Source organism: Silvimonas sp., from assembly GCF_031291215.1.
Lineage (GTDB): Bacteria > Pseudomonadota > Gammaproteobacteria > Burkholderiales > Chitinibacteraceae > Silvimonas > Silvimonas soli.
Genome location: NZ_JARLJK010000063.1, coordinates 40,516 through 61,340, shown reverse-complemented (window position 1 = coordinate 61,340; position 20,825 = coordinate 40,516). Strand labels below are relative to the sequence as shown.

Annotated in this window: 15 protein-coding genes; 7 read left to right on the top strand and 8 right to left on the bottom strand. The window is 56.9% G+C overall.

Annotated elements, in window-relative coordinates:
* The first annotated feature begins 54 nt into the window (after positions 1 to 54).
* Positions 55 to 651: a TetR/AcrR family transcriptional regulator gene (locus P4L78_RS05875; RefSeq protein ID WP_283151459.1), complete on the top strand. Its 597-nt coding sequence runs from the start codon at positions 55 to 57 to the stop codon at positions 649 to 651.
* 83 nt (positions 652 to 734) lie between these two features.
* Here the strand turns inward: P4L78_RS05875 and phbB are convergent, their stop codons facing one another.
* On the bottom strand, positions 735 to 1,469 hold the full coding sequence (phbB, locus tag P4L78_RS05870; RefSeq protein WP_283149460.1) for an acetoacetyl-CoA reductase: 735 nt from the start codon (positions 1,467 to 1,469) through the stop codon (positions 735 to 737).
* Between the two features lie 137 nt (positions 1,470 to 1,606).
* On the opposite strand from phbB, the gene P4L78_RS05865 reads away from it, so the two are divergent.
* From P4L78_RS05865 to P4L78_RS05840, 6 genes are all read left to right on the top strand, one after another.
* Entirely contained in the window at positions 1,607 to 2,500 is an 894-nt protein-coding gene (locus P4L78_RS05865) for an SDR family NAD(P)-dependent oxidoreductase (protein ID WP_309327250.1), read from the top strand.
* Between the two features lie 113 nt (positions 2,501 to 2,613).
* Positions 2,614 to 4,266: a CTP synthase gene (locus tag P4L78_RS05860; protein WP_283149458.1), complete on the top strand. Its 1,653-nt coding sequence runs from the start codon at positions 2,614 to 2,616 to the stop codon at positions 4,264 to 4,266.
* A 74-nt stretch (positions 4,267 to 4,340) separates the two neighbouring features.
* A complete protein-coding gene (gene kdsA, locus P4L78_RS05855) occupies positions 4,341 to 5,192 on the top strand; it encodes a 3-deoxy-8-phosphooctulonate synthase (RefSeq protein ID WP_283149457.1) in 852 nt (283 codons plus the stop codon).
* An 85-nt stretch (positions 5,193 to 5,277) separates the two neighbouring features.
* The gene (gene eno, locus P4L78_RS05850; protein WP_309327249.1) at positions 5,278 to 6,573 is read left to right on the top strand and encodes a phosphopyruvate hydratase; all 1,296 of its coding nucleotides are present in this window, start codon (positions 5,278 to 5,280) and stop codon (positions 6,571 to 6,573) included.
* A gap of 117 nt (positions 6,574 to 6,690) precedes the next feature.
* Positions 6,691 to 7,038 (top strand): cell division protein FtsB, encoded by a 348-nt coding sequence (gene ftsB, locus P4L78_RS05845; RefSeq protein ID WP_309327248.1) that lies wholly within the window; start codon positions 6,691 to 6,693, stop codon positions 7,036 to 7,038.
* 123 nt (positions 7,039 to 7,161) lie between these two features.
* Entirely contained in the window at positions 7,162 to 8,652 is a 1,491-nt protein-coding gene (locus tag P4L78_RS05840; protein WP_309327247.1) for a PLP-dependent aminotransferase family protein, read from the top strand.
* Between the two features lie 15 nt (positions 8,653 to 8,667).
* On the opposite strand, the gene P4L78_RS05835 is transcribed toward P4L78_RS05840, so the two are convergent.
* From P4L78_RS05835 to P4L78_RS05805, 7 genes are all read right to left on the bottom strand, one after another.
* On the bottom strand, positions 8,668 to 8,979 hold the full coding sequence (locus P4L78_RS05835; RefSeq protein WP_309327246.1) for a hypothetical protein: 312 nt from the start codon (positions 8,977 to 8,979) through the stop codon (positions 8,668 to 8,670).
* 94 nt (positions 8,980 to 9,073) lie between these two features.
* On the bottom strand, positions 9,074 to 9,361 hold the full coding sequence (locus P4L78_RS05830) for a DUF2917 domain-containing protein (RefSeq protein ID WP_283149452.1): 288 nt from the start codon (positions 9,359 to 9,361) through the stop codon (positions 9,074 to 9,076).
* 156 nt (positions 9,362 to 9,517) lie between these two features.
* A complete protein-coding gene (mnmC, locus tag P4L78_RS05825) occupies positions 9,518 to 11,473 on the bottom strand; it encodes a bifunctional tRNA (5-methylaminomethyl-2-thiouridine)(34)-methyltransferase MnmD/FAD-dependent 5-carboxymethylaminomethyl-2-thiouridine(34) oxidoreductase MnmC (protein WP_309327245.1) in 1,956 nt (651 codons plus the stop codon).
* 38 nt (positions 11,474 to 11,511) lie between these two features.
* Entirely contained in the window at positions 11,512 to 12,762 is a 1,251-nt protein-coding gene (locus P4L78_RS05820) for an MFS transporter (RefSeq protein WP_309327244.1), read from the bottom strand.
* Positions 12,763 to 12,861: 99 nt separating this feature from the next.
* Positions 12,862 to 14,370 (bottom strand): lysine--tRNA ligase, encoded by a 1,509-nt coding sequence (gene lysS, locus P4L78_RS05815; protein WP_283149449.1) that lies wholly within the window; start codon positions 14,368 to 14,370, stop codon positions 12,862 to 12,864.
* Positions 14,371 to 14,441: 71 nt separating this feature from the next.
* The gene (gene prfB / locus P4L78_RS05810; RefSeq protein ID WP_283149448.1) at positions 14,442 to 15,545 is read right to left on the bottom strand and encodes a peptide chain release factor 2; all 1,104 of its coding nucleotides are present in this window, start codon (positions 15,543 to 15,545) and stop codon (positions 14,442 to 14,444) included.
* A gap of 217 nt (positions 15,546 to 15,762) precedes the next feature.
* A complete protein-coding gene (locus P4L78_RS05805) occupies positions 15,763 to 20,517 on the bottom strand; it encodes an NAD-glutamate dehydrogenase (protein ID WP_309327243.1) in 4,755 nt (1,584 codons plus the stop codon).
* Between the last annotated feature and the right edge of the window lie 308 nt (positions 20,518 to 20,825).

The following is a 20,825-nucleotide window of genomic DNA, read 5'->3' as shown; positions in this document are numbered from 1 at the left end:
GACTGGATCGTCTAATCCACAAGCAATTATTTGTATCGAGCGCCCATCTTGTTCATGTCGTCAGAAACACCCACTCACGATTGCGCCGAGCGTGTGCTCGAGGCTGCCATGCAGGTCTTTTGCGAGTCGGGCTATCGCGCCAGTATTGATCTGGTAGCCAGCCGGGCGGGCGTGGCGCGGCAAACGGTGTACAACCGCTTTGGCAGCAAACAGACGCTATTTGAGTCGGCACTATCGGCCAAAGTGGCGGAGATGCTGTCGGTGCTGGAGGATGGCAATGCCAGCTTGCGTGATCGACTGGTTGCCTTCGGTACCGGGTTTCGCGCTCGCGTACTGACGCCAGAATCGGTGAGCCTGCATCGCGTATTGACCAGCGAAGCGCCGCGCTTTCCGGAGCTGGCCCGGCACTTTTATCAAAACTGCATCCAGCGCTGCGCCAGCCAGTTGGCGCAAGAACTGGAGCAAGCCATGCAACGTGGCGAGCTGCGTCGTGAAAACCCGCTGCGTACGGCCAGCATGTTGCTGGATTTACTGGCCAGTCAGGAGCGTCTGGGCATGATGTTTGGCGACGATGCGCCCGACCCCGCCAATGAGAGTGTGGCAGTAAGCGAAGTGGTGGATTTCTTCCTGCGAGCAATGCATCTGGCTTGAAACGGTTACTTTGATGACCCAATAAAAAACGGCGTGAGATCATCACGCCGTTTTTTACATTTGATGAACGACTCGGGCAGACCTCAGCCCGTGTGCTGCCCACCATTGATGGCGATGTTGGCGCCGGTGACGAATCCGGCCAAATCAGAAGCCAGATAAGTCACCAATCCTGCCACTTCTTCAGGCTTGCCCAGCCGCCCAACCGGAATCTGCGCCACGATCTTGCCGCGCACTTCTTCCGGCACCGCCATAACCATTTCGGTCGCGATATAACCGGGGCTGATGGTGTTAACGGTTACGCCTTTACGGGCCACTTCTTGCGCCAGAGCCATGGTAAAGCCGTGCATGCCGGCCTTGGCCGCAGAGTAGTTGGTCTGGCCAAATTGACCTTTCTGCCCGTTGATCGACGAGATATTGATGACTCGTCCCCAATTGCGTTCGCTCATGCCATCGACAAACTGTTTGGTGACATTGAAAACCGAGTCCAGATTGGTCGACATAACGGCATCCCAATCCACTTGAGTCAGCTTGCGAAAGCTGGCGTCGCGCGTGATGCCGGCGTTATTGACCAGCACATCAACCTCGCCGACGGTATCGCGAACTTGCGCCGCCAGCCGGACGCTGGCGTCAAAGCTGGTGACATCGCACTCAAAAGCGTGAAATTGATAGCCCGCCGCGCGCGTTTCTTCCAGCCATTGCTGTTCTTTTCCTGGGCGTGAGTAGGTAGTAACCACGGTAAAATCGGCGTCGGCGAGTGCCTTGCAAATGGCGGTGCCAATCCCGCCCATGCCGCCAGTTACCAGTGCGACTTTGGCCATAATGATGTTCTCCTCATTGTTTTAAGCTCGGAATCACCTCGCGGATTCCGGCACAATCCTGTTCCGGTCTGGTTGCTTCGTTTGTCGCGGGCAACCAATCTCATAATAAGACCCTCTTGGCGCAAAGGACATGTTGAATGATCCAAGGTAGTGAATTGTCTAAAAAAATTCGCACGATTCTGGTGAGTGGCTCCTCAACCGGCATTGGCTACACCGTGGCACACGGGCTGGCTCGCAAGGGTTGGCGGGTGTTTGCCACCGCACGCCAGGCCGACGACGTGGCCCGGCTGGAGCAAGAGGGGCTGGAAGCTTTGCAGCTGGATATAGCAGATGGCGAATCCATTCGTCACTGTGTGGCGGAGGTCTTGCTGCGCACGGGCGGCACGCTGGATGCGGTGTTCAATAATGCCGGTTTTGCGGTGCCGGGCGCAGTGGAGGATCTGAGTCGGGATGCGCTAAGACATCAGTTTGAAACCAATGTCTTTGGCACCATTGAACTGACCAATGCGGTTTTGCCCGCCATGCGCCGCCAAGGCAACGGGCGAATCGTTATTAACAGTTCGGTCCTGGGGTACGCTGCCATGCCGTATCGCGGCGCCTATAACGCGAGCAAATTTGCGCTCGAAGGTTTTGCCGATACCTTGCGCCAGGAATTACAAGGCAGTGGTGTGCAAGTGGTGCTGGTACAGCCGGGGCCAATCACCAGTCGTTTTCGCCCCAATGCCCAGCAGCAATTCACGCGCTGGATAGACGCAGCGGGCAGCTTTCATCGCCCGGCGTACGAGGCCATGCAAAAGCGTCTGGCCAAACCCGGCCCGGCGGCGCCGTTTACGCTGCCAGCTGAAGCGGTGCTGACAGTGGTCGAACAGGCGCTGGCTGCCGATTCCCCGTTGGCTCGCTATCAGGTAACTGTGCCGGCCAAGGTATTCTGGCATCTCAAACGCCTGCTGCCGACAGCCTTGCTGGACCGGATTCTATTGAAGGCCAGCGGAGACGAACCTGGGTATGCCTACGGTCGGAAAAATAAATAATTCCTGTGGTGGCAGGTATTTGGCGCTGAAATCACAAGTTGTTGTGCTTGTCCAGAATTGAGGGGAAGGGGGTGTTCGTATAGAATACGGAATTCCAATCTGTACCCACTGCCATGACCAAGTACATCTTCGTAACCGGTGGCGTTGTCTCCTCTTTGGGGAAGGGCATCGCCGCCGCGTCACTGGCCGCAATTCTTGAGTCTCGCGGCCTTAAAGTCACCATGATGAAGCTCGATCCATACATCAATGTGGATCCGGGCACCATGAGCCCCATGCAGCACGGCGAAGTTTTTGTTACCGAAGACGGTGCAGAAACCGACCTGGACCTGGGTCATTACGAGCGCTTCATCCATTCGAAGATGAACAAGCGCAATAACTTCACCACCGGTCAGATTTATGACTCGGTGATCAAAAAAGAACGCCGTGGCGACTACCTCGGCAAAACCGTTCAGGTTATTCCTCACATTACCGATGAAATCCGTCATTTCGTCGAACAAGGTGCGGGCGATGCTGAACTGGCCGTGATTGAAGTCGGTGGCACCGTCGGTGATATCGAGTCTTTGCCGTTCCTTGAAGCTATCCGCCAGATGGGCGTGACGCTGGGCAAAGAAAACACCTGCTTTGTGCACTTGTCTTACGTGCCATACATTGCCGCGGCCGGTGAAATCAAAACCAAGCCAACCCAGCACAGCGTGAAAGAATTGCGTGAAATCGGTATTCAGCCAGATGTGCTGATTTGCCGCGCTGATCGCGTCGTGCCGGAAGAAGAACGCAAAAAAATTGCCTTGTTCACCAATGTGTCGCTCAAGGCGGTTGTGTCGTGTCCGGACGTGCCGTCGATTTACCAGATTCCACGCGTGCTGTGTAATCAGGGCATCGACGACATTATCTGCAAGCAACTGGAATTGACTTTGCCACCAGCCAATCTGGCCGTGTGGGACAAAATCGTCAATGCAATCCAGAATCCGACGCAGACCGTCAATATCGCCATGGTTGGCAAATATGTCGATCTGACCGAATCGTACAAATCGCTGATTGAAGCGCTCAAGCACGCTGGTATTCATACCGGTAGTGAAGTGAAGATTCAGTTTATCGATTCCGAAAATCTGGAAACCGAATCGCTGGACGCGCTCAAGAACGTGGACGCAATTCTGGTACCGGGCGGCTTTGGCAAGCGTGGCGTGGAAGGCAAGATTCGCGCAGTGAAATACGCTCGCGAAAACAATATCCCGTATCTGGGTATTTGTCTGGGCATGCAGATTGCCTTGATCGAATACGCACGTGATATCGCCAGCATGCCGGGCGCCAATTCCACTGAGTTTGATCTCGAAACTGAATACCCGGTCGTGGCGCTGATTGACGAATGGGTTAATCACGACGGCAAGATCGAAACACGTGATGCCAATTCCAATATGGGCGGCACCATGCGTCTGGGCGCACAGGAATGCCGTCTGGAAGAGGGTTCGCTGGCCGCAAAGATTTACGGCGAAGGAACCATTACCGAGCGCCATCGTCATCGCTATGAAGTGAATAACTACTACCTGCCGCGCCTGGCTGCAGCGGGCCTGAAAATCAGCGGCAAATCCACCGGCGCCGAACAACTGGTAGAAACCATCGAACTACCAGGTCATCGCTGGTTCTTTGCTTGCCAGTTCCACCCGGAATTCACTTCTACACCGCGTGATGGCCACCCGTTGTTCAAAGCCTATATCGAAGCAGCCATCGCCTATGCTCGTGAGCATGGCCGTGAAGGCGTAAGTTGCTGATTCATCCGTGAAGAGGGCGGGCAGGCCAGGCAATTCTGGCCACCCGCCGTCTCACATCTCACTGGAGCAATTCCATGAAGCTTTGCGGATTTGAAGTCGGGCTGGACCAGCCCTTTTTTCTGATTGCCGGCCCGTGCGTTATCGAAGGCGAGCAATTTTCCATTGATGTTGCCGGTCAACTGAAAGAAATCACCACCGAACTGGGTATCAACTTCATTTTCAAGTCCAGCTTCGACAAGGCCAATCGTTCGTCGGGCAAGACCTTTCGCGGCTACGGCATGGACGAAGGCCTGCGCATTCTGGCCAAGGTCAAAGAACAGGTTGGCGTGCCGGTGTTGACCGACATCCATGAAATCGACCAGATCAAACCGGTGTCGGCCGTGGTCGATGTTCTGCAAACCCCCGCTTTCCTGTGCCGTCAGACCGATTTTATCCGTGCCTGTGCCCAGTCTGGCCGCCCGGTCAATATCAAGAAGGGTCAGTTCCTGGCGCCTGGCGACATGAAAAATGTCATGGATAAAGCCCGCGAAGCCGCTCTGGAAGCCGGTCTGCCGGAAGATGTCTTCATGGCTTGCGAGCGCGGCGTGTCATTCGGCTATAACAACTTGGTGAGCGACATGCGCAGCTTGTCGATCATGCGCGAAACCGGTTGCCCAGTCGTGTTTGATGCCACGCACTCAGTACAGTTGCCTGGCGGTCAGGGCACCAGCTCCGGCGGTCAGCGCGAATTCGTGCCGGTATTGGCGCGCGCTGCAGTTGCGGTCGGTATTTCTGGCCTCTTCGCTGAAACACATCCGAACCCGGCCGTGGCCAAGTCCGACGGTCCGAATGCATGGCCATTGGGCCGCATGAAAGAATTGCTGACTACGCTGCAAACCATTGATGCAGCAGTAAAAGGCAAGCCGTTCATCGAACAAACGCTGTAATACAAATGGGCTATGCTGATAGCCGCAGTCACCACTGGGTCAGAAGTTGCAGTTTTAAGATCAACCACCTACAGAGGTAATGCCAATGAGTGCCATCGTTGAAGTCATCGCCCGCGAGATTCTGGATTCTCGCGGCAATCCGACAGTCGAAGCAGACGTGTTGCTGGAATCGGGTGTCATGGGCCGTGCGGCTGTGCCGTCTGGCGCATCCACCGGCGAGCGCGAAGCACTTGAACTGCGTGACGGTGACAAGAGCCGCTACATGGGCAAGGGCGTGCTGACTGCCGTCGAAAACATCAATACCGAAATTTGTGAAGCCATCATTGGTCTGGACGCTGCCGACCAGGCCTTCATCGACAAGGCCATGCTGGATCTGGATGGCACTGAAGACAAGAGCAAGCTGGGCGCCAACGCGATCCTGGCTGTGTCGCTGGCTGTAGCCAAGGCTGCCGCTGACGAAGCTGGTCTGCCGCTGTACCGCTACGTAGGCGGTTCGGGCCCGATGGCACTGCCAGTGCCAATGATGAACGTAGTGAACGGTGGCGAACACGCCAGCAACAGCCTGGACTTCCAGGAACTGATGATTGTGCCGGTTGGCGCTCCGACTTTCCGCGAAGCACTGCGTTACGGCGCGGAAATCTTCCATAACCTGAAGAAGATTCTGCACGGCAAGGGCATGCCAACTCAGGTGGGTGATGAAGGCGGTTTTGCGCCTGATGTTGCCAACGCTGAAGAAGCACTGGATCTGATCCTGGCCGCGATTGAAAAAGCTGGCTACAAGGCTGGCGAGCAAATCTGCATTGCACTGGATTGCGCTGCGTCGGAATTCTTCGACAAGGCTACCGGCAAGTACGTGTTCAAGAAGAGCGACAAGCGTGAACTGACTTCTGAACAAATGGTTGATTACCTGGAAAGCCTGGCCAACAAGTACCCGATCATCTCGATCGAAGACGGCATGGGCGAGCGCGATTGGGACGGCTGGAAGGTTCTGACCGACCGTCTGGGCAAGCGCGTTCAACTGGTTGGCGATGACCTGTTTGTGACCAACACCAAGATTCTGGCTGAAGGCATCAAGAAGGGCATTTGCAACTCGATCCTGATCAAGGTTAACCAGATCGGTTCGTTGTCTGAAACCCTGGCTGCGGTTGATCTGGCCAAGCGCTTTGGTTATACCTCGGTGATGAGCCATCGCTCCGGCGAAACCGAAGACAGCACCATTGCTGATCTGGCCGTGGCTACCAACTGCATGCAAATCAAGACTGGCTCGCTGAGCCGTTCTGACCGTATCGCCAAGTACAATCAGCTTCTGCGTATCGAAGAAGAACTGGGCGATGCAGCTTACTACCCGGGTATTGACGCGTTCTATCAAATCCGCAAATAAGCGATACGGCGAAATGACGCACTTGTGAACCTGTCATTAGGTTTTCAAGTGCCGCTGTAGTAACATCCGAAACCGGAGCGCAAAGCTCCGGTTTTCTTTTACCTTCCCCCCAAATACATGCGAACACTCGCGATAGCTCTGGCGCTGCTGATTCTGTTGCTGCAATGGCCCCTATGGATCGGCAAGGGTAGCTGGCTGCGCGTCTGGCAGCTTGATACGCAACTTGCGGATCAACGCACCAAAAACGAAAAGCTAAAAGAACGCAATGACGCGCTCGAAGCCGATGTGGTCGATCTGAAAACCGGTACGGCCGCCATAGAAGAGCGTGCCCGAAATGAATTGGGTATGGTTCGCCAGGATGAAGTGTTTTTCCAGATTCTGGATAGCCGCAAACCAGCCCCTGCCGTCGCGAGTGGCGCGCTGACTGCCAGCCCGGTTGCGGTAGCGGCCTCAGCTGCGCAGTAAACAGCCCAGCTGTTAGCTAAACTGTTACCCCTGAGTGCTCTCATTTTTTCGATTTTCTAAAACTGTTCTGTTTTTTGCCTGGCCGCGATATAGTGGAGTTGATATTCCAATGGAATCGACGCCATGAACGACATGACCTTCGCCAGCGGGCGACGCAAGCCCGATACGCTTTACCATCAACTGGCTGAAGAGTTGGCGCAAGCCATTCTGGCGGGGCGGCTCAAGGCGGGCGAAAAATTGCCGTCGGTACGCAAGATGTCGGCACAGCGGCAACTGAGTCTGTCTACCGTAATGGAGGCGTATCGTGAACTGGAAGATCGCGGACTGATCGAAGCCCGGCCGCAGAGCGGTTTTTATGTGAAAAGCACATCGGCTTTTGGTTCGCCTGTGCTGACCCAACCTCCGCAAACCCCCTCAGAAGTAACGACACGCGCCGAATTCTGGCCGTATCAATCCAGTCAGACCACCGAGGTCAAAGTTGAATTTGGTCTGGCGATTCTGAGCCCGGACCATTTTCCGCTGCAACCGCTGCAGCGCTTGTTATCGCAAGTTTCCCGGCATGAGCCCGCCTTGCTGGCCGATTATGGCAATCCGCCCGGCGAGCCCGAATTGCGTCGTCATATTGCCCGCCGGGCGCTAGCCTGGGGCGGCCAGTTTGAGGCTGACGAGGTCATCGTCACGCATGGCTGTCTGGAGGCGCTCAACCTATGTTTGCGGGCCGTAACCAAACCTGGTGACGTGGTGGCGATCGAATCTCCGGCGTATTTTGGCTTGCTGCAGATACTGGAAAGCTACCAGCTAAAAGCACTGGAAATCCCTACGCATCCGCAAACCGGTATTTCGGTGGAAGCACTGGAATTGGCGACGCGCGACGGCCAGGTTAAAGCCGCATTGTTGCTGCCCAATTTCTCCAATCCGCTGGGTTGTTTGATGCCGGACGAGAACAAACGGCGCATGGTCGAGTTGCTGGCAGAACGCAATATCCCACTGATTGAAGATGACCTGTACGGCGAGTTCTTTCATCACGGCGAGCGTCCGCGACCAGCCAAGGCCTTTGATAAAACCGGCAACGTCATGCTGTGTTCGTCGTTCACTAAAACGCTGGCGCCGGGCTTCCGGATCGGCTGGATCGTGGCCGGGCGCTGGCGGCGTGAACTGGAAAAGCTCAAGTTCATCAGCACCTATTCCACCTCAACCGTATTGCAGAAAACCGTCGCTCGCTTTCTGGAAAACGGCGGCTTTGATCACCATTTGCGCAAACTGCGACGAGCCATTGCCGATCAAGTAACCTGCGGTGTGGCGGCTATTCGGCGTTATTTCCCTGCTGGCACCCGGCTCAATATGCCGGCCGGTGGCTTTGTGTTGTGGGTTGAGTTGCCTGTGGGCATCGATACGATGGAGCTATTGCGTCGCTCCATGCTGGAAGGCATTGTGTTTGCGCCGGGAGAGTTGTTTTCGCCCAGCCGCAGTTACCGCAATTGTCTGCGTATTTGCTGCATCGAAACCTGGACGACCCGGCACGAGCGCGCCATTCAACGCCTGGGGCAACTGGCGCAAGCGCTGCTGGACGAGCGCAAACAACCTGCGCCAGCGTTTGCGATTCCAGCGGCCTGACAACCTATAGCCGAGCTAGATGCCTTGGGTGCTCGCCGCAAGCACATCAGGGCTGTCTTGCTGGTCGGTGTCCGCGCTGTCAATGGTGCCCATCACCATCACGCAACTATCCGCCGTGTTGTTCTGGATTTCTTCGCAATAGGGCGAGTAGCTCATCATGCAGGGCGGAAGCTTGTGCTCTTGGTCGACCCAAATAACCTCAAAGCGCTGACCGCAAACGCTATCAAGAATGGCTTCGAGGGTGGCGACATCATCGATCATATCGGCATGGGCCGGGGCCATCAGACTGGCGCACAGCATGCCCGCAAGGGAAAGACGGCATAGCATACAAGCCTCCTTCACCGGCCCGGGAGGGGGAGTCGGGCACGTTTGAAATAGGACCGTTATGCCAATGTCAAGTTTCCACCCCCAGGGGTTTTCATTAGCCAATCTTCATGCGTAACGACGAACGGACGGCCTGTGACTTGAACGGCGACTGCCAGCCATTGAACCAGCCTGAACTCGGCGTAACCAGACTGAAGCGGGCGTCATTCACCCCTTCAATGAGCACCGTACCCGCGTGCGCTGCTTTCCAGCTTTCGCCTGCCCGCAAAATCACATCCTCGCCCGGCACCGACAACCACAACTGACCGCGCTCGCAGCGAATGGTCACCCGACCGGCGCGCTTGAGACTGACAAGGCTGCTACAGGCAATCATGGTGGCTTTCATGGCGATCTCCGGGTGGGGTGTGAGCCTTCCCAGATTAAAGAGAGTACACAATCGCCGAAAGCCACATTCTCTGCCGGACTGCACCCCCGCAGTTGGCTAAATCCTCAAACTGTTATGCTGTTTGATTATGGATTCTGTAATAAGGCAGTACAGATGTCAGGCGTCTTGATCATCATCGTCACTATCGTCGGCAGTGGACTCCAGCGGCCAAGGCGAACCTTTGCGCATGGCGCGCAGCAGAAATCGCGCAGGGTCGATGGCATCCAGCAATGCGCGCTCGAGCGGTGCGGGCTCTGCGTTCAGCTCCGCCGCTAGCACTTCGGCACACAGACTGGCATAGGTCAACCCACGCGAACCCAATCCCAGCAAACCATACAAACCGGCCTGACGCTTGATGTGAAACAGTTGGTGTACTGTGCCTTGCTCGGCATGAGCTTGTGGCAATTCACCCACTAATGGCATGCGATCAAGCGAATTGGGGCGTGCGCACAGTCTGGTGCCGCCGGTTGGCAGATTGACCACTGCCGTTTGGGCAAACAATTGGCCCAGCGCCTGGAGGTTGGCCGATTCCGCCGTCATGACTTCGCCCGGCTTGGCCGCAGCGGCACCGATGCAGTGCCAGCCATCCAGCTGTGGTGTGACGTAACCCGAACCAGACAGACCCGCACTCATCTCGGGCAACGCGCCGGCCGCCACCAGCGTGGTACTGCGCAGCGATGAGGACAGCGGCAATTCCTGCGCCTGCGGCAATTCCAGTGCTGCGGTGGCTTGGGCCAGGATCACGATGGGTGCGCTGGCCAGTTCGTTGCCGGATGCGTCCAGCAATTGCCAGCCGTGTTCAGTGCGCTTCAGTTCCGCAACGTGCGCATTGGTGACCAGACGAATCAGTTGCGGAAAGCGCGCCAGACTGGCGCGGCACAAGCTGGCTGGCCTGGCCCAGGCGCCGCGTGCAAACCACCAGCCACCCCATGGGGCCGCTACGCCAAATTGCGTTTGGGCTTGCGCGGCATCGCGCCAGTCCAGCAAATCGGCTGGCCACTGTTGCGACTGGACAATTGCGGCCTGCGCCTCTGCTTGTTCGGCCGATTTGGCCACCTGAAAGACGCCGGACAACCCCCAAAACGAAGGCACTTGAGTGGTCGCGGAAAAACCGGTCAGATGGCGCAAAGTGTATTCACTGCCCGCGCGGGTTAGTCGAGCTTGCAGATTGTCGTCACGAGAAAAATGCGCGTGCATCAAGCCGACATGATTGCCCGAGGCGGCTTGCGCAGGAGCGCTTTCTTTATCCAGCACCGTCACCTGCCACCCGCGTGCGGCCAATCGCTCGGCAGCAGCGCAACCCGCCATTCCAGCACCAACGATTACTGCCTGACGCGGTCCGTCGTAGACAGGTGCACGGCGTGGTGCGCGCTCAATTTGTCCGGCCAGGCGCTGTCGTTTGCGACCGAACCCGACTTCTTTGCGTACTGAGAAACCAGCCACAGTCAACTCATCGCGCACTGCGCGGGCAACGGTGTAACTCGCCAGCGTGGTGCCCGGCCCACTATTACGCCACAACGCGCGTATGACCGGACCGGACCAGATGTCGGTGTTTTTATCCGGCGAAAAACCGTCCAGGTAGATGGCGTCAATCCGGGCGGTGAGTTGCTGCAACATATCCGCCGCTTCGCCAAACAACAGGGTAAGCGTAACCCGGCCACCATCCAGGTGCAGTCGATGAAAACCTGGGGTGAGCAGCGGCCATTGCGTCAGCAATTCTTGCGACAAGGTGGCCAGCTCCGGATAACGCGCATGCAGTTTAGCCATATCTGCAGCGGTGAACGGGTGCTTCTCCACCGATACAAAATGCAACCGGTCAGAGCGTTGCGGATCATTCTGCCAGGCTTGCCAGGTCACCAGAAAACTCAAGCCCTGACCAAAACCGGTTTCGACGATCGTGAAACTGGACCGCTCCCGCCAGCGCTCGGGCAGGCCGTTGCCCGCCATGAATACTGATCGGACCTGCTCTTCGCCGCCATCATCCGAGTGATAAACATCGCCGTATATGCTGGAATACGGGATGCCGTCGGGCGAAAAAACCAGTTGCGCAGGAACGAGGGCGGGGTAAGGCATGGTGCGGTTACAAGTCCGGCAAAAGTGAAAGGCGGATTTTACGCTGCAGCATCGGTCTCGGCGTCGCCTTGCGCGGTTTGTTTGTGTTTACCCCAGCCCATAAAGCGCATCAGCGTAAGAACGAACGCCACGCCGGTAACCAGGAAGCCAGCCGCAAACCACTGCTCACCGCCAACACGGTAAATGGCCTTGAAGACTTCAATACCCACCGCATAAATCGCCATCATGATCAGCCCCAACGTGGCCGAAACGGTGCCCTTGGCAATTTCGCTGGAGAACAAGGTGAGACGGAAGATCCCGGCGTTGCCCAATCCCAAGCCAAAGGCATACAAACCAAGGCCAATTGCCATACCCTGGAAACGCGTTTCAAACAGCAGGGTAAGCGCAAAGGCGAGGATGGTTCCGGCTGCCACCAAGCCGCCACCCACCGCAATAACCCGGTGAATGGCAAAACGCTGGCCGATGGTGGCCAGGGCGATATTGCCGGCGATCAGTGCGCCAAATACCGGCAATTGCCACAGGCCGTAATCCAGCGCGCTGTGATGCTCGCCTTCCATGATGATCACGGGCGATTGGCCAATCCACGCCAGTAGCGGCAAGCCCGCCAGCGAGATGGCAAATACACCGGCCATAAAGCGTCGATTGGCCAACACGGCGCGGTAGTCATGCCAGACCGATTTGAACGAGAAGGGCGCTTTGCTGCGCGGCGCGGTTTCCGGCATGGTCATGTATAGACCCACGCCAGCCATTGCCGCCAATACGGCGATGGCAACGAAGATCATGCGCCAGGTAGTAAACGCCATCAGCGCCGCGCCAGTCAGCGGGCCAATCAATGGCGCCAGTAACGCCACATTCGCCATTAATGCGGTGACCTTGATGGCGGTTTTTTCTTCAAATGCTTCCTGAATGGCGGCGTAGCCTACAGCCACCAGAAAACACATACCCATGCCCTGCAACACGCGCAGCGCCAGGAACATACCCATGTTCTGTGCTACGAGCGCAGCCAGGCACATCAGCACAAACCAGACGACACCACCAAGCATGACCGGACGTCGACCAATGCGGTCCGACAATGGCCCCAGCAGCCATTGCAGCGAGGCACCGCCGATCATGTACGTGGTCATCGAGGTTGGCACCCAGGCCGAACTGGCATTGAATTCCTGCGTTACGTGCAGCATGCCGGGCAGGATCATGTCGTTGGCGATGTAACACGAGAATTCATACAGCACCAGAAACAGCGGAAACAGCATTACCCGCCAGTGCAGATTGGAAATAGGTTTATGTTTCATTCTTCAATTCAGCCAGCCAGATGCCCGGTACGCATCTGGCACAAAAGTAAAAGGCCCGCGCGGATCGCACGGGCCTTGAGATCAAGCCAGCAACCAGCTTCAGTCTTCGCGCCGCATCTGCGGGAACAAGATCACGTCGCGGATGCTTGGCGCATCGGTCAGCAACATCACCAGACGGTCAATGCCGATACCGCAGCCGCCTGTGGGTGGCAGGCCGTATTCCAGCGCGCGAATGTAATCCGCATCGTAGTGCATGGCTTCGTCGTCGCCTTTATCTTTCAGCGCAACCTGCGCCATAAAGCGCGCGGACTGGTCTTCCGGATCGTTCAACTCGGAGTAGCCATTGGCGTGCTCACGACCGACCATAAACAACTCGAAACGTTCAGTGATGCCGACGTCAGTGTCGCTGGCGCGTGCCAGTGGCGACACTTCGGCTGGGTAGTCGATGATGAAGGTCGGTTCCCACAGTTTTTCTTCTGTGGTTTCGTCGAACAGGCTCAGTTGCAGACCACCAATGCCATCCGTCAACACCGGCTTGGCACCCAGACGAGCCAGTTCGGCTTTCAGGAACGCACGATCATTCAGCTGTTCGCTGGTGTAATGCGGGTTGTAATGGCGAATGGCTTGCTCAATGGTGAAGCGGGCAAACGGCTTGGACAAATCAACTGTCTTGCCCTGATATTCGACCACGGTGTGACCACACACTTCTTTGGCGGCGTAACGGATTACGCCCTCGGTCATGTCGATCATGCGATGGTAATCGGCGTACGCCTCGTAAAACTCCATCATGGTGAATTCGGGATTATGCCGCGTGCTCATGCCTTCGTTGCGGAAGTTGCGGTTGATCTCGAACACACGCTCCATGCCGCCCACAACCAGACGCTTGAGATACAGTTCCGGCGCCACGCGCAGGAACAACGGCATATCCAGAGCATTGTGATGCGTTACAAACGGTTTGGCCGTAGCGCCACCCGGAATAGGGTGCATCATCGGGGTTTCGACTTCCAGATAACGCTCGTTCGTCATGAACTCACGGATTTTCTGGACGATGCGCGAGCGCTTGATAAAGGTGTCGCGTGACTGTTCGTTGGTGATCAGATCAACATAACGCTGGCGTGCGCGTTGTTCCAGGTCGGCCAGGCCGTGGAACTTGTCCGGCAGCGGGCGCAGCGATTTGGTCAGCAAACGCAACTCGGTAACCTGAACCGACAATTCGCCGGTTTTGGTCTTCATCAGCGTGCCTTTGGCACCGACGATATCGCCCATATCCCAAGTCTTGAACGAGGTGTAAATCTCTTCGCCCACGCTGTCGCGCGAAACGTAAAACTGGATGCGACCGGATACATCCTGGATGGTGGCGAAGCTGGCTTTGCCCATCACGCGCTTGAGCATCATGCGGCCAGCAACGCTGACTTCAACGGCTTGTGCTTCGAGTTCTTCTTTTTCTACTTCGCCAAATTTGGCGTGCAGATCACCAGCGAAATCCACGCGTTTGAAGTCATTCGGAAAGGCCGGACCTTTTTCACGCAGCGCGGCAAGTTTGGCACGGCGTTCGGCCATGATCTGGTTTTCGTCTTGCTGAATGACTTGCTCTTGTTGGTCGCTCATTTTGTTTTCCGTTTATGCAAACAACGCGCTCGCGGCGCGACAATGATTCTGGATGGGCCTCAGGCGGGCAATTACACGCCTTGTTTCAGGCTGGCTTCGATAAAGTCGTCGATATCGCCGTCCATCACGCCTTTCAAATTACCGACTTCGTAACCGGTACGCAGATCCTTGATCCGGCTCTGGTCGAACACGTAAGAACGAATCTGGTGGCCCCAGCCGATATCCGATTTGCCCGCTTCCAACTGTTGCTGGGCTTCCATGCGCTTGCGCAATTCCAGCTCATACAACTTGGCGCGCAGCATTTGCCAGGCTTCATCGCGGTTGCGGTGCTGGGAACGGTCGTTCTGACACTGCACCACGATATTGGTCGGAATATGGGTCAAACGTACTGCGGAGTCAGTCTTGTTAATGTGCTGACCACCTGCGCCCGAAGCGCGGTAGGTGTCGGTACGAACATCAGCCGGATTGATTTCAATCTCGAAACTGTCATCTACCTCAGGATAGACGAAGACCGACGCAAACGAAGTGTGGCGGCGGGCGTTGGAGTCGAACGGCGAAACGCGAACCAGTCGGTGCACGCCGGTTTCGGTGCGCAAGAAGCCGTAGGCGTATTCGCCAGACAGTTTGATGGTGGCGCTGGAAATACCGGCGACTTCACCATCAGACACTTCCATCACTTCAACGTTGAAGCCTTTGCGCTCGCCATACCGCACATACATGCGCAGCAGCATGGACGCCCAGTCTTGCGCCTCGGTGCCGCCCGCGCCCGCCTGAATGTCCACAAAACACGGGTTCGGGTCCATCGGGTTGGAGAACATTCGGCGGAATTCAAGCACGCCGATTTCGTTTTCCAGGGCGGTCAGGTCAGCATCGACGGAAGAGATGGTGTCCCAGTCTTCTTCGCCACGGCCCATTTCAAACAATTCTTTGGCATCCGCCACGCCATTGACGACGGTATCCAGCACCACCACGACCGACTCCAGCGCTTTGCGCTCGCGGCCGATTTCCTGGGCCTTTTTCGGGTCGTTCCAGGTGTCTGGATCTTCAGACAGACGCACCACTTCTTCCAGCCGGTCTACTTTGGCGGGGTAATCGAGGTAACGTTTGAGTTCGTCGGCGCGTTCACCCAGAGCGGTGAGACGGTTTTCGATCTGGTTAAGCTGTTCGGCTTCCATGGTCGATCAATTCAGTTCGGAAAACCTGACATTCTAACAGGGAAGCGCCGTCTGGCCGACGTGCAAGATGCATAAAAATAAAAAAATCCGGTAGCGAGCCACCGGACAAAAGGGTGTGGGCCACCCGTTTCCTTGCTGAAACTGCTAGTCAAACCGGTCACGCGGGGCGTTCTGTGCTGACGGCTTGACCAGCAATCTCAGGCTGGATTCGCATTAATCAATCGCCCATCAGGCGGTGCCGGGCCTCGCGCAACGCTGCGGAAATCATGGCCAGATCTGTCGCGCTGGTTTTAAGGTCTTCCAGCATGCGCTGCCACGCTTGCACCGGTAGCTCGTGAGCGGATTGCCACTGAGCAATCCGCTCCGCTGCCGCACCGGTTCCGGCATTCCACGCCTGATCGACCAGACTGGCATGCAAGCGCTGCAAATCATCACGTGAAGCAAGGCGCGCCAATGCTTGCCAACGGTTGTCGCGCGGCAAACCTTCAATAGCGGCAGCCATCCAGTCAAAGCCCAGCAAGCCATCCAGCTGCAGATACAATTGCAGTCGCTCGGTGAGCGCGCCACGCAAACCGGTGTCGCGACCAAGTTCCAGTAGCGGCCCGGCGTATTCGATGGCCAGCACTTGCGCAGCCAGCTGCACCGGCACGCCACTGGCAATCAATTCATCGCGGCGGGCGTGGATGTGTTCCGGATCGCCCAGCCATTGCGCCAGTCCGGCCAGTGCCGAATGCACTGCCTGGCCAAATGCAGCCTCTGCGGCGGCGTCAGGCGCCTGCAATACCCAGCGCGTGGCACGCTCTGTTTGTCGACGCAAGATTTGCAGCAACGCATATTGCACTTGCGCGCTGACGTTGCCCGGCAGCGCTTCGACCTGCTGCGCCAGTGCTTCGCTACCCAGCAAGCCTTCCGCTACAGCCAGCGCCTTGATGACCAGTGCCGGGTGGCGCTCCGCCTCTTCACTCAGGCGAAAGGCAAAGGTAATACCTTGGCGATTGACCGCATGATTGGTGAGCACCGTTGCCACAATCTCGCGGCGCAGCGGATGCTCAGCCAGTCGCTGGCCAAATTGCTGCGAAAGCGTGAAGGGGAAGTAGCCCTGCAGCAGATTGTCCCACTGTGGTTCGTCTGGTAGCTCACTGGCCTGCAGGTCTTCGCTCAGCACCATCTTGGCGTAGGCGAGCAGCACGGCCAGTTCCGGCCCCGTCAGACCTGCGCCGGCTTGCTGGCGATCAAGACACTGGCTGTCAGTAGGCAGATATTCCAGGCGGCGCGACAGCTTGCCGCGAGACTCCAGTTGCTGCATGAAGCGCTGATGTACCGACAGCAGCGACGGAGCCTGTTCGGCCTCCAGTGACAGCGCCAGTGTTTGCAGCTCGTTATCACGCAACACCAACTGGCCGACCTCATCGGTCATTTCTGCCAGCAAGATATTGCGTTGTTTAAGCGTCAGATCGCCGCCACTCATGATCCGGTTCAGCAGAATCTTGATATTGACCTCGTGATCGGAACAATCCACACCGGCCGAGTTATCAATCGCATCGGTAAATACGCGGCCACCGGCCAGTGCAAATTCGATCCGCCCCAATTGGGTCATGCCCAGGTTGCCACCTTCGCCGAACACCTTGCAGCGCAATTCGCGACCGTCGACACGCAAACCATCATTGGCGCGATCATTGGCTTCGGCTTGCGATTGCGTTGAGGCTTTGACGTAAGTGCCGATGCCACCGTTGTACAACAGATCAACGGGCGCTTTGAGCAACAACTGAATCAGCGTGGTCGGATCCAGTGCCTCGGCATCCACTTGCAGCAGGGATTTCATCTGCGCAGAGAGCGGAATGCTTTTTACATTGCGCGGCCACACCCCGCCGCCTTCCGAGATCAGCCGGGCATCGTAATCCGCCCAGGAAGAACGGGGCAGATCGTAGAGACGTTGGCGCTCTTTAAAGGAAAGCGCGGCATCTGGCGTTGGGTCGATAAAGATGTGGCGATGGTCGAACGCGGCGACCAGTTGCGTGGCTGGCGAGCGCAACAGGCCGTTACCAAACACGTCGCCAGACATATCGCCAATACCAATAACTGTGAATGGCTGAGTGGCGACATCAATCCCCAGTTCGCGGAAATGGCGAGTGACTGAAACCCAGGCACCACGGGCGGTAATGCCCATTTTTTTGTGGTCGTAACCTACAGAGCCACCGCTGGCAAAAGCGTCATCGAGCCAGAAGCCATATTCCTGAGCCAAACCATTGGCGATATCGGAGAAAGTGGCCGTGCCTTTGTCTGCCGCAACCACCAGATAAGGGTCATCTTCATCGCGCCGATGCACTCCGGCTGGCGGCACAATTTTGCCGTCGACGAGATTGTCGGTCAGGTCCAAGAGCCCACGGATAAAGCCCTTGTAGCACTCGACGCCTTTGGCCAGATACGCTTCGCGCTCGGTAGGCGGATTTTTGACGATGAAACCACCTTTCGAGCCGACCGGCACGATCACCGTATTCTTGACCATTTGGGCTTTGACCAAACCAAGCACTTCGGTGCGGAAGTCGTCGCGCCGATCAGACCAGCGCAGACCGCCACGCGCCACTTTGCCGCCGCGCAGATGCACGCCCTCCACCTCGGTGGAGTAAACAAATATCTCAAACAATGGTGCAGGCTGCGGAATGCCGGGCACTTTGCCGGAAGCAATCTTGAGCGAGAGATGTCCACGCGGCTGACCGTCAGCATCTGACTGGAAGTGGCTGGTGCGCACGGTTGCCTCAATCGCCGCACGGAAAGCACCCAAGGCTTTTTCATCATCCGCGATCGGCAGGGCGCTGATTGCCGCGAGCAATGTTGCGCTGAGCGCATCCGCAGCTGCGTCATCAATATTGGCCGGGTCGTGGCGCAGGTAAAACAGCCGCACCAGATCGCGAGCGATGGCGGTGTGATTCAGCAAGCAGTCGGCCAACGTATCGACCGCATTGCGCAGACTGATCTGCTTGAGCCAGCGGGCGTAGGCGCGCAGCACCAATACTTCACGCCAGGCTAGACCAGCGTGAATCACCAAGCGATTAAAGGTGTCGTTTTCACTGCGGCCATTGAACACCGCGCGGAACGCCTCCAGGAAGCGCTGCCGGGCAGCGGTGTCTTCCAGGGCACCCGCCAATGGCAACTGAATGCCGATATCGATAATCCAGGCTTGGGTGCCACCATCAAATTTCAATGCGTACGGGCGCTCATCCAGCACCCGCACGGCCAGATTTTCCAGCAGCGGAATGTAGTCAGAAATGGCGATGTCGCTGCCGTGAAACAGCTTGATGCGCCATTGACGGGTGTCGTTATGGCTGGCGGGAGTCAGTGTGGCGGCCAGCGGATTGGTCGGGGTGATTTCTTCCAGCGCATCGACGTCGTACACCGCCACACGCGCACCAAAGTCGCTGGTGTAGGCGGGCGGGAAGGCGCGTTGATAACGTTGATAGCGGGTCGAACCAATCTCTTCGCCACTATGCTGCAACAGGCTCAGACGCAACTCGTCTTGCCAGCGCTGGGCGATCAAAGCGATTTCGGCCTCGATGGCGCGCGCATCGTAGACCGGGCAAACGCCATGCGGCAGACGCACAATGAAATGGATGCGTGCCAGCGGTGAGTCCGTCAGCAAAACATTGAAATCGCAGCTTTCGCCACCCAGTCTTTCCAGTAGCAATTGCTGGATGCGGCTACGTACTTCAGTGGTGTAGTTGTCACGGGGCACATAGAACATGACCGAGACGTAGCGCCGGTAAATATCCTCACGAAAGAACACGCGAACCTGGTTGCGTTCGTGCAAACCCACTACGGCAGAAACAATGCGGGTCAGATCATCGACGCCGGTCTCCATCAGTTCGTCGCGCGGCCAGGTGTCCAGCACGTTGAGCATGGCTTTACCGCGATGACCAGACAGGTCTACGCCGCTCTTTTTGAGCACGGCATCAATCTTGCGGCGCGCCACTGGCACGGCGCGCGGCGGCAGGGTGTACGCACTGGCGGTATAGAGCCCAACCACGCGCAGTTCGCCCGTAACCTTGCCGCTTTGGTCGACTTTCTTGATTACTACGACATCCAGATAAGCCGGACGATGCACGGTCGAACGGATATCTGCCTTCGTCAAAATCAGCAGACTTTTCGGGTCATAAGCCAGAGTGCGCAATTCCGGCGAAAGCGCGGCAAATGCGCGCGACGGGCCACTGGCATTGCCATTGCGCAGCAAACCAAAGCCGGAGCCGGGCTCGCTATCGAGCGTATCACCGTGCTCCCCAAGCCGGTAATCGCGGCAACCCAGGATGACAAAATGGTCGTCCAGCAGCCAGTCCAGAAAAGCGCGGGTTTCGGATAGTTCTTCGGCAGCCACTGGTGGTGGATTGCTGGTGAGTTCATCGCGGCAAGCTGCAATGCGGGCGCTCATGCCGGGCCAGTCGGCCACGGTGGTTGTCAATGTTTTGAGGGCTTGCTCAATCGCTGACTGCAGTTGTTGCAAACAACCCGCGTCTGTTTCCCGGTCGATTTCAAAATGCATCCAGGACTCGGGCTCACCATTGGCACTCAACGCCTTGAATTCGCCACGCTCATCACGCTGCACATGCAAAACCGGATGCAGCAGCAAATGCACGGTGTAACCCAGCCTGGCGATAGCCATGCCCACGGTGTCCACCAGGAAAGGCATGTTGGGCGCAACCAACTCGATGATCGTGTGGGTGGATTGCCAGCCGTGTTCGGGCGGAGTGGGATTGTAGATGCGAATGAGCGATTCATCCTGCTGCCGACATTGCCCCAGTCGCCGGTGGGCCTGCGTTGCGCCAAGCCAGTCTTCAGGCTGATGTGCGGGAAAATCGTCTTCCGGCAAGTCAGCGTAATACGACGCAAGAAAAGGGCGCAGCGCTACATCGTCGTTTGTCAGCAGGAGTACACTTTCCAGCATGCCGGCAGCATTAACTGGAGAGGGTTTATTCAAAGTCATTGCAGCCATCCTTGATCAAAGCAGGACTGTCCTAGTTTTGGAGTATCCCGCAGCCGGGTGCCAAACCACGGGATGTGGCTGACTCTATACTTGGGTGCGGCATGCGCCAAGCGGGTATTCCGCATTGGGAATAGTCCTGATTCGATCTGGATTCAAGCTGGCGGATAGTTGCCGACCCGCTGTATTTGCAAAAACACGGGATTACCGCTGACAACTATCAAAACAGGATGAATGTGCCTTACGAGTCGCTGAGTGGTTAGTGCCCAGAATATAACAATGGGCTAATATGCGTACCATTGCCTGAAACT